This is a genomic window from Candidatus Burkholderia verschuerenii, from assembly GCF_001189365.1.
Lineage (GTDB): Bacteria > Pseudomonadota > Gammaproteobacteria > Burkholderiales > Burkholderiaceae > Caballeronia > Caballeronia verschuerenii.
In genome coordinates this window covers 20,212-29,705 of sequence record NZ_LFJJ01000062.1, presented here as the reverse complement: position 1 = coordinate 29,705, position 9,494 = coordinate 20,212, and the positions used below count along the sequence as shown (strand labels likewise).

Here is a 9,494-nt window from a genome sequence, read left to right as displayed (position 1 = left end):
ACCGATTATCTGCACCATGCCGACTCACATCACCAGGCTTACCCGGAACAATGGACTCCAGTCGTCCCCATATCTCATCGGTCAGCAACATTCGACTCATCTTGATCGCTTACGCAAAAGATGAGATGTAAACACATTTCTTCAAATGTGAACAGAGCCATACAGTGCCGGGGCCGCTCAAGAAAGTGCTTAGGATCGGACAGCGGCTTTCTTTGGTTACTTTCTTTGCCGCCGCAAAGAAAGTAACCCCCCCCCGCCGGGGAGGCGGCTACTGAACAAAAAAGCACGATAAAAGCCAACAGACCCGCCGGCCCACCAGCAAAAGCCACACAAAGCGCGAGCAAAAAAAACTCACCCAGTAACAGCCCCCGATTAGCCGGCAACGCCAAAGTAGCAAACTTAGCCAACACGCCCCGCGTGTACTTAGGCGCCGGCCGCGTCCAGGCAGCCCTTCGCCGCGCGATCTCCGCATCATCGACATTCAGTTGCAGCAGCAGCTTATGCGCATCGATGGTGACGGAATCGCCCTCCTGCACGAGTCCGATCGTGCCGCCGGCAAAAGCCTCCGGCGCAACGTGCCCCACGACCATCCCCCACGTGTCGCCCGAAAACCGCCCATCGGTAATCAACCCGACCGACTCGCCCAATCCCTTGCCGATAATCGCCGACGTCGGCGCAAGCATCTCCGGCATCCCCGGTCCGCCCTGCGGCCCGAGATAGCGCAGCACGAGAATATCGCCGGCCTTGATCTTGTCGGCGAGAATCGCTTCGAGCGCGCTCTGCTCGTCGTCGAACACGCGCGCCGGTCCGGTGATGACCGGGTTCTTCAAGCCCGTGATCTTCGCCACCGCGCCATCCTCGGCGAGATTGCCGCGCAGAATCGCCAGATGGCCTTCCTTGTAGAGCGCCTGCTCGATCGGAAAAATCACCTTCTGATCGGCGCGGGGTTTGCTCGGCACGTCCTTCAGTTCTTCGGCGATGGTGCGTCCCGTGATCGTCATGCAATCGCCGTGCAGCAGGCCCGCATCGAGCAGAATCTTTAGCACCTGCGGGATGCCGCCCGCCTTGTGCAGATCGGTCGCGACATATTGACCTGACGGCTTCAGATCGCAGATCACCGGCACTTTCTTGCGCATGCGCTCGAAATCGTCGATGTCCCACTCCACCTCGGCCGCATGCGCGATCGCCAGATAATGCAGCACCGCGTTGGTCGAGCCGCCCGTGGCCATGATCAGCGCGACGGCGTTTTCGATCGACTTCTTCGTGATGATGTCGCGCGGCTTCAGATCCTTCTTCACCGCCTCGACCAGCACGCGCGCCGATTCGGCCGCGGAATCGACCTTCTCCTGATCGGGATTCGCCATCGTCGACGAATACATCAGCGACATGCCGAGCGCCTCGAACGACGAGCTCATCGTGTTGGCTGTGTACATGCCGCCGCACGAGCCAGTGGTCGGACACGCGTTCTGCTCGATGCCCTTGAAGTCCTCGTCGGACATGCGGCCCGCCGTGAATTCGCCGAGCGCCTCGAACGACGACACGATGGTCAGGTCCTTGCCCTTCCAGTTGCCCGGCCGAATGGTGCCGCCGTACACGTAGATCGACGGCACGTTCATGCGCGCCATGCCGATCATCCCGCCCGGCATATTCTTGTCGCATCCGCCGATCACCACCGCGCCGTCCATCCATTGCCCCTGCACGGCCGTCTCGATGCAATCCGCGATCACCTCGCGCGACACGAGCGAGTACTTCATGCCTTCGGTGCCCACGTCGGAAATCGTCGGCGTGCCAAATACCTGCGGGTTGGCGTCGAACTTCTTGATCGATTCGATCGCGGCATCGGCGAGACGCTGCAGGCCCGCGTTGCACGGCGTGATGGTCGAATGCCCGTTGGCGACGCCGATCATCGGCTTGTCGAAGTCTGCTTCCTTAGTAACCGAGGGCGTAGAACATTGAACGATTGGGCGAGCGCGCGACGCCCTGGGTGATGTTTTTCGAGCGGCGATTGAAGGCCATGATGTGCTCCTGAAGGGGACTTTTTTCGTCTAGTTCGAGAAGAATGCAACTCCCGCAATACGTCTGTCCAATATATTATTCTGGATCTATTAGGTCGCAAAACATATCGATACCGATGGATCTCCGGCTGCTGCGCTATTTCGTGACCGTCGCCGAGGAAATGCACTTCGGCCGCGCCGCCGCGCGCCTCGCGATGACGCAGCCGCCGCTCTCGCAGGCGATCCGCGCGCTGGAAGACGCGCTCGGCGTCGCGCTGTTCGTGCGCACGAAACGGACCGTGGAGCTGACGCCGGTCGGCAAGGATCTGCTGCCGGAAGTGCGCCGCCTGCTCGCATCGGCCGATGCGCTGCGTCCGCTGGCGCAGTCGCTGGCGCGCGGCGAGGCGGGCGTGTTGTCGCTGGCGTTCGTGTCGACGGCCGATTACGGGCTGCTGCCGGCGCTGCTGCGCGAATTCGGCGCGCGCTATCCGGGCGTCCGGCTGCAACTGACCGAAGCCACCAGCGACGTGCAGATCGAGGAACTCGTCGCCGGCCGCATCGACGCGGGGCTGGTTATTCCGCCGCTGCCGCCGCGCCACGCGATGTCGCTGTCGTATCGGCCGATCGCGCGCGAGCCGCTCGTGATCGCGATGTCGGAGGAGCAGTCGCGCGAACTCGGCGCGCCCGCGGACGCGCCCGTGGATCTCCACGATCTGGCCGCCGCGCCGCTGGTCGTGTTCCCGAGACATCTCGCGCCGGGTTTGTATGACATCATTATGGGCTGCTACGGCGCGGCCGGTCTCACGCCGCGCATCGGGCAGGAGGCGATCCAGATGCAGACCATCGTGAGTCTCGTGTCCGCCGGAATGGGCGTCGCGCTGGTGCCGGAATCGCTGCGTCATCTGCGGCGCACGGGCGTGGTGTATCGTCCTCTGCTCGGCGCGGGGCCGGCCGTGGAAACCGGTCTCGTTTGGCGCAGGGCGGAAGTCAGCCCGGTGCTGGCGGGCTTCATCGAGATCGTCCGTTCGGAGCCGGCCGCGCCCGGTGCTTTATGATTCGCCCCTGAAGTCGCTTTGCTCAATTACACACGATGCTCATTCATCCCAATTTCGATCCCGTCGCGATCCATCTCGGACCGCTCGCCGTGCGCTGGTACGGCCTCATGTATCTGGTCGCGTTCATCAGCGCGATCGTGATCGGCCGCCTGCGCTTGCGTCTGCCTTACGTCGCGGGTCAGGGCTGGACCGCGAAAGATATCGACGACATGCTGTTCTACGGCGTGCTCGGCACGATTCTCGGCGGCCGCATCGGCTACGTGCTGTTCTACAAGGCGAGCTATTACGCCGCGCATTCGCTCGATGTCTTCAAGGTCTGGGAAGGCGGCATGTCGTTCCACGGCGGCTTTCTCGGCGTGACGCTGGCGATGGTGATCTTCGCCTATCAGCGCAAGCGCACCTGGCTGCAAGTGACGGATTTCGTCGTGCCGATGGTGCCGCTGGGCCTGGCGGCGGGGCGGCTCGGCAACTTCATCAACGGCGAACTGTGGGGCCGCGTGACGAACCTCGACGCGCCCTGGGCGATGCTGTTCCAGAACTCCACCAACGACGACGCCGTCTGGCTCACGAAAAATCCCGATCTCGCCGCCAAATGGCATCTGATGGAGATTTTCGACCGCTATCACATGCTGCCGCGCCATCCGTCGCAGTTGTACGAAATCGCGCTGGAAGGCATCGTGCTGTTTATCGTGATCTGGACGTTCGCGCGCAAGCAGCACCCGGTCGGGGCCATTTCCGCGCTGTTCCTGATGGGTTACGGCCTCGCGCGCTTCACGGTGGAATTCGCGCGCGAGCCGGACGATTATCTCGGCCTGCTGACCTTCGGTCTGTCGATGGGCCAGTGGCTCTCGCTGCCGATGATCATCGCCGGCATCGTGATGATGATCTGGGCGGTCAAGCGCAATCTGCGCCTGCCGCCCGAATCCGCTCAAGCCTGAGCGGTTGGCGCTCAGCGGCCCATCTGCACGGAGCCGTTCACGTCGACGGTGACGGTCGTCGTGCCGGCTTCCATCGCGATGGGCGCGGCCGTCTTCATATCGGCGCCCATCGCGCGCGATTGCATCATCATGACGGGGCGCGGCTGCATGCCGCCACGTCCGACATTGACTTCCCGAATCGTGAAATTGCTGTAGCCGAACGCTTGCGCGGCGGTTTGCGCCTGCTTGCGGAACGAGTCGATGGCCTGCGTGACGAGCTTCTGCTCGGCGCCGCGCTGCGCTTCCGGCGACAGCGAGAACGCGACGCTGCCCACCTGCATCGACGAACTCATCTTGCCCGCGAGCTTCGAGGCCGCCGCGAAATCGTGCGATTCGAGGATGACCTCGACGCGCCCGCGCCACGCGGAAATCTTGCCGTCGCGATCGGTCGACGGATACACGCTGAACGAACCGCTCTTGGCCGTCACACCGTCGACACCTTTCGCCTCGCGCAAGGCGGCATCGGCGCGCTGATTGAGCGCGTTGGTCAGAGACGAGGAATCGGCCGCTTCCTGTTCGTAGAACAGCGTGATATCGACGGTATCCTGCGGCACTTGAGAGCTGGCCTGCGCGGACAGCGACAGCACGCCCGAAGGCTGCTGATTGACCACCGTCTGCGCGGCGGCGGCTTGAGAGAGGGTGAGCGAGGCGCCCGACATCGCGAGCAGCGCGAAAGCGGCGGCGGTTTTTTTGTTGATCATCGAAGGACTCCGGTACATCGCGTGATTTGCGACCGGATTTAGGCGTTCCCTTCGATTCGTAAGTTCCTGCGTTAGACGAGTCGTTCGGTAATAAAGCGCCACTGCGCGTCCGTCACCGGCGTGATCGACAGGCGATTGCCGCGCGCGAGCACCTGCATGTCCGCGAGTTCTTCGTGTTCGCGCAGCGCCGCAAGCGAGATAAGCGGCGTCTTCTTCACGTACTTCACGTCGACGAGCATCCAGCGCGGCGTTTCCTGCGTGGATTTCGCATCGTAGTAAGGCGACTTGGCGTCGAACTGCGTGGGATCGGGATACGCCGTCGAGCACACCTTGGCGATACCCGCGATGCCCGGCTCCGGACAACTCGAGTGATAGAACAGCACGCCGTCGCCGATCTGCATCTGATCGCGCATGAAGTTGCGCGCCTGATAGTTGCGCACGCCCGTCCACGGCAGGGTTTTCTTCGGCGCATGCGCGAGATGATCGATGCTTGCTTCGTCCGGTTCGGACTTCATCAGCCAGTAGCGCATGGTCGTGTGCGTGTGCGTTTGTGTGCTGCTGCGTGAAAGAGCGCGGCAAATGAAAACGGCATCGGAAAACCGATGCCGTTGAATGGGTCCCCGCCACAGCCGCTAGGCCGGCATCCTGAACCTGAGTTCAAGATTGGTCGCAGTAAGCAGCACTTCGGGTACATCGGACTAGCGACGCGCGCGCCCGTGCTGCAAGGTTCCACAACCGTGCCAATGTAGCATTGGTTCAAGGAATATATGACCTTGGCGAACCAGGCAGGGAACCGTCACTGTACACCAATCAATCAATTGGGCATTGCAGCCCTTTGGCGAGTATGTGACGGTTTCTTTTTTTGATCGCCGGCGAGCGCCGATTAATGATATTCGGCGCACGCGTTGGGAACTTTTAGTGCGTTTCGTATTGCGCGATGACAGCGCCGAGCTGCTCGTTCATCGAGTGCATGGTGCGGCGAATTTCCTCGGCGGGGAAGGCCTCGCCGTGACGCACGCTTTCCTGCAGCTTAAGCAATTCCGACGCCAGCGACAGCGCCGCCATCACCGCGATGCGATCGGTGCCGCGCACGCTGCTCGCATTGCGCACCTTGTTCATTTCCGCATCGACGCGCGCGACGGCTTCGCGCAACGCGCCTTCGGTTTCCGGCGAGCACGCCAGCCGATACTGCTGGCCGAGGATGGATACTTCGATCTGCTTGGTCGTCATGCCTTTTCTCCGTGATGATGCTCACCGTTCATTTCCGCATGCGCGTGTTCGTGCTCATGTGCGGTAGATTCGGCATCGAGGAGATCGAGCTGATTGTCGGCGTCGGCGTGTTGCGCCGATTTGCCGCGCGGCAGTTTTTCGAGGATCGCGTTGAGGCGCACTTGCGCATCGTCGATCTTCGCGGAGAGCGAGTCGCGCTCGTTTTGCAGCGCGTCGCGTTCCTGACGCATCTGCACGAGTTCGGCCTGCACGTTGGCGAAGTCGGTGCGCATTTGTTCGAGTTGTGCTTCAAGCGCGGCGCGCGCCTGATTATGGCGCTCGCTGATCTGGATCAGCCGGCCGATGTTTCCTGACAGTGATTCGAGTTCGTTGAGCATGTGCTGCGTCCTCTAAAGACCTCGCATTCTAGCGCGGTTCGATGGCGCTTCCGATAAATGTCTCGTTTCGAGACGTAACAGCACGCGATCTTGCGTGCATCGCGATGCATTCGTGTGCGGAAATGAGGCATCCATCGAGGTGATGCGATGCGATTTCATGTCCACGCATATGAACGCTGCGCATGCGTGTAGTTCGATTCGTTATCGCACTGAATCCGACGCGTACGACAGTGCGTCATGACGTTTCTTGACGGTCCCGGACGGCGCTTCTACACTTCCCGCGTTTTGGTGCGCGCGCGTTCTCGCGCACGCAGTCAAACGGGAAACAAGGAGCGGAATCCGTCACGGATCGGCCAACCTGTGCTGCCACCGCAACGGTAAGCGACAGCCACGCAAGTTGCAAGTCGTTCCAGGCGCGTTTTTGGGTGTCGGAGCGTGAAAATTGATCACGCGAAGGCACTGCAAGAAACGTGACCACGCCACTGCGCGCGATGCGCGGGAAGGCGGAACGATGTGTCGTCAGCCCGGATACCGGCCAAACGTCCAGCGCATCCGAATGCATGTGCGCGGGCGTGCGCGTCGCGCGAAAGCCTTGCGGGGAGCGAGGTTGCGCCAGCCTCCACCGGAAATACCTCACGCATGAAACCGCCTCTCGGAAGGCCATTCGGCCGCGCGGCGCTCGTCGCCTTGTGCGGCTCGACGCTCGCATCCGTCGCTCACGCCGACGACGACACTTCCTCGACAACGCTCACGCCCGTCGTCGTCACGGCCACCCGCACGAAAGAACCGCTCGCGGATGCGATTCCCCAGACCACGCTGTTCGACGCGCAGGACATCGCCGATTCGAACGCGCCCGATGCGCTCGGCCTGCTCGGGCTCGCGCCCGGCGTGCAGATCACGCGCAACGGCGGGCTCGGCGCGAATTCGGGCGTCTACATTCGCGGCGCATCGTCGACGCAGTCGCTCGTGATGATCGACGGCGTGCGCGTCGAATCGGCGTCGCTCGGCGCGGCGCAGTTGTCGCAACTGATGCGCGATCAGATCGGCCGCATGGAAGTGGTGAACGGCAACGTGTCGGCGCTGTATGGATCGAGCGCGATCGGCGGCGTCGTGCAAATTTTTACGAAGGAGGGCGAGCCGCATCCGCAGCGCTTTTACGTCGAAACCGAATACGGCAGCTATCACACGCAGCGGCAGGCGGCGGGCGTCAACGGCGCGCTGGATAAAGCAGGCCGCACGACCTTCAGCTTCGACGTATCGCGCGAAAAGACCGACGGCTTTTCCTCGCTCGATCCCGCGAAAGCGCCCAACGCGAATCCGAACGCGAACGGCTATCTGAACGAAAGCGTCGCGGCGATCGTGCGCCACAAGTTCACTGACAACTGGGACGCGGGCGTGCGCTTTCTGCAATCGAACGGCATCAACAGTTACGACGATGCCTACGGCCTGCCGACCGATCTCAACGAATCGCATAACCGCGTGCGCTCGATGTCGGCGTTCGCGAACGGCAAGCTCACCGAGTTCTGGACGACGCACTTCACCGTCGCGCAAGGGCAGGACCGCTCGAATCCGCGGCAGAACGGCGTCTATACGAGCCTGTTCAACTCGGAAAACCAGCAGTATCTGTGGCAGAACGATTTCAAGCTCAGCGACGATCACAAGATCGTGGCCGGTTACGAGCATCTCGATCAGACGCTGGATTCCGATCAGTTCACCGCGCCGAACCGCCACGTGAATTCGGTCTATGCAGGCTACACGGGCCGCTTCGGCGCAAGCGACGTGCAGGCCAATATCCGCCGCGACCAATACTCCGATTTCGGCGGCGCGAACAGCTACTATCTGGGCTACGCCTACAACTTCGACGCGCACTGGCGCGCCAGCGTGAGCTACGCGGCGTCGTTTCGCGCGCCGAGTGTCGACGACCTCTACTATCCGATCAGCGGCAATCCGTCGATTCAGCCGGAGCGCAGCCATTCGGTCGAGGCCGCGTTGCAATACGCATCGAACGCAGTGGGCGTACTGCGCATGACGCTGTTCCAGACGCGCTATTCGAATCTGATCGACTATGTGAACGACGGCAGCGGCTACTTTATCGCGCAGAACGTCGGGCGCGCGAAGGTGCAGGGCATCGAGGGATCGTGGCAAGGGCATATCGGCAAGACGGACGTGCGCGCGGGCGTCACGTTCCAGAATCCCGTCGATGAAACCAACGATCAGGATCTCGTGCGGCGCGCGCGGCGTTTTGCGTCGTTCAGCGCGCATCGTTCGATCGGGCCGGTGCGCGTGGGCGGCGAATGGATCGTGAGCGGCGAGCGCAGCGATTACGGCTCGAATCTCGCGGGCTACGGCGTGATGAATCTTTCGGCACGCTACGACATCACCAAGGCGTGGTACGTGGATGCGCGCATCGACAACGTGTTCGACCGAAACTATGAGCTTGCCTATCAGTACAACACGCCGCGACGCGGAGCGTATGTCACGCTTGGCTGGCATCCGTCGTGAACCACGCGACTGACGCGCGCGCATCGATGAACGCCGGCCGCGCCGCGACCATCTGGCTCGCGCTCGGCGTCGCGGCGCTGCTCGTGCTCGTCGCGTCGCTGATGATCGGCAGCGTGGCGCTGCCGGCATCGCGGACGCTCGGCGCGTTGCTGCGCGCGCACGCGGCCACGCCCGATATCGCCGATGACATCGTGCTCACGCTGCGTCTGCCGCGCGCGCTGGCGGGCTTCGCGTCGGGCGCGCTGCTCGCGTTGGGCGGCGCGCTGTTGCAGGTGCTGTTGCGCAATCCGCTGGCGGAACCCTATGTGCTCGGCGTATCGGGCGGCGCGGCGGCCTTCGCGCTTGCCGCGATGCTGGCTGTCGATGCCGTGGTGGGGCGTCGATCTCGCGGCGTGCGCGGGCGCGTTTGCATCGATCGTGCTGGTGCTGGGTCTCGCGCATCGGGATCTGCGGCGTGGCGAGCACGATGCATCGCCGCGTCTGCTGCTGACGGGCGTGGTGATCGCGGCGGGCTGGGGCGCGCTGATCACGCTGATTTTGAGCATCGCGCCGGAGAACCGGCTGCGCGGCATGGTGTTCTGGCTGACAGGCGATCTGAACGGATCGGCGTCGCCGTGGCCCGCGCTCGTCGGCGTGCCGATGTTCCTGTGGATGCTGC

The 9,494-nt window shown here is 62.8% G+C and carries 7 protein-coding genes, 1 other RNA gene, 2 pseudogenes and 1 riboswitch; of the genes and pseudogenes, 4 read left to right on the top strand and 6 right to left on the bottom strand.

All coding sequences use genetic code 11. The annotated features are described in order from the left end of the window. Nucleotides 1-353 precede the first annotated feature (353 nt). Nucleotides 354-2,016: pseudogene (gene ilvD, locus BVER_RS13270) on the bottom strand (dihydroxy-acid dehydratase); the annotation flags it as partial. A gap of 115 nt (nt 2,017-2,131) precedes the next feature. Between ilvD and BVER_RS13265 the strand changes: the two are divergent. Next, entirely contained in the window at nt 2,132-3,049 is a 918-nt protein-coding gene (locus BVER_RS13265) for a LysR family transcriptional regulator (RefSeq protein ID WP_050453693.1), read from the top strand. Between the two features lie 35 nt (nt 3,050-3,084). Then, on the top strand, nt 3,085-3,987 hold the full coding sequence (lgt, locus tag BVER_RS13260) for a prolipoprotein diacylglyceryl transferase (protein WP_050453692.1): 903 nt from the start codon (nt 3,085-3,087) through the stop codon (nt 3,985-3,987). A gap of 11 nt (nt 3,988-3,998) precedes the next feature. On the opposite strand, the gene BVER_RS13255 is transcribed toward lgt, so the two are convergent. From BVER_RS13255 to BVER_RS13240, 5 genes are all read right to left on the bottom strand, one after another. Beyond that, entirely contained in the window at nt 3,999-4,727 is a 729-nt protein-coding gene (locus BVER_RS13255; protein WP_157056040.1) for an SIMPL domain-containing protein, read from the bottom strand. Between the two features lie 71 nt (nt 4,728-4,798). Further along, on the bottom strand, nt 4,799-5,257 hold the full coding sequence (locus BVER_RS13250; RefSeq protein WP_050453690.1) for an EVE domain-containing protein: 459 nt from the start codon (nt 5,255-5,257) through the stop codon (nt 4,799-4,801). 83 nt (nt 5,258-5,340) lie between these two features. Then, nucleotides 5,341-5,522: non-coding RNA, 6S RNA (gene ssrS / locus BVER_RS30130), on the bottom strand. Nucleotides 5,523-5,642: 120 nt separating this feature from the next. After that, the gene (locus tag BVER_RS13245; RefSeq protein ID WP_050453689.1) at nt 5,643-5,957 is read right to left on the bottom strand and encodes a cell division protein ZapA; all 315 of its coding nucleotides are present in this window, start codon (nt 5,955-5,957) and stop codon (nt 5,643-5,645) included. Continuing rightward, nucleotides 5,954-6,334 carry an ATPase gene (locus BVER_RS13240; protein WP_050453688.1) on the bottom strand — a complete coding sequence of 127 codons (381 nt, stop codon included), beginning with the start codon at nt 6,332-6,334 and terminating at the stop codon, nt 5,954-5,956. Before BVER_RS13240 ends, BVER_RS13245 begins: the two co-directional genes overlap by 4 nt. A gap of 269 nt (nt 6,335-6,603) precedes the next feature. Next, nucleotides 6,604-6,888: riboswitch (cobalamin riboswitch) on the top strand. An 85-nt stretch (nt 6,889-6,973) separates the two neighbouring features. Between BVER_RS13240 and BVER_RS13235 the strand changes: the two genes are divergently transcribed. Beyond that, on the top strand, nt 6,974-8,836 hold the full coding sequence (locus BVER_RS13235; RefSeq protein ID WP_050453687.1) for a TonB-dependent receptor domain-containing protein: 1,863 nt from the start codon (nt 6,974-6,976) through the stop codon (nt 8,834-8,836). A 26-nt stretch (nt 8,837-8,862) separates the two neighbouring features. Then, nucleotides 8,863-9,484, top strand: a pseudogene (locus BVER_RS13230) (iron chelate uptake ABC transporter family permease subunit); the annotation flags it as partial. Nucleotides 9,485-9,494 lie beyond the last annotated feature (10 nt).

Bases quoted from the DNA above. Each gene is read 5' to 3' on its own strand.
- BVER_RS13240 (WP_050453688.1), bottom strand. From the start codon at position 6,334: ATGCTCAACGAACTCGAATCACTGTCAGGAAACATCGGCCGGCTGATC.
- lgt (WP_050453692.1), top strand. From the start codon at position 3,085: ATGCTCATTCATCCCAATTTCGATCCCGTCGCGATCCATCTCGGACCG.
- BVER_RS13250 (WP_050453690.1), bottom strand. From the start codon at position 5,257: ATGCGCTACTGGCTGATGAAGTCCGAACCGGACGAAGCAAGCATCGAT.
- BVER_RS13245 (WP_050453689.1), bottom strand. From the start codon at position 5,957: ATGACGACCAAGCAGATCGAAGTATCCATCCTCGGCCAGCAGTATCGG.
- BVER_RS13235 (WP_050453687.1), top strand. From the start codon at position 6,974: ATGAAACCGCCTCTCGGAAGGCCATTCGGCCGCGCGGCGCTCGTCGCC.
- BVER_RS13255 (WP_157056040.1), bottom strand. From the start codon at position 4,727: ATGATCAACAAAAAAACCGCCGCCGCTTTCGCGCTGCTCGCGATGTCG.
- BVER_RS13265 (WP_050453693.1), top strand. From the start codon at position 2,132: ATGGATCTCCGGCTGCTGCGCTATTTCGTGACCGTCGCCGAGGAAATG.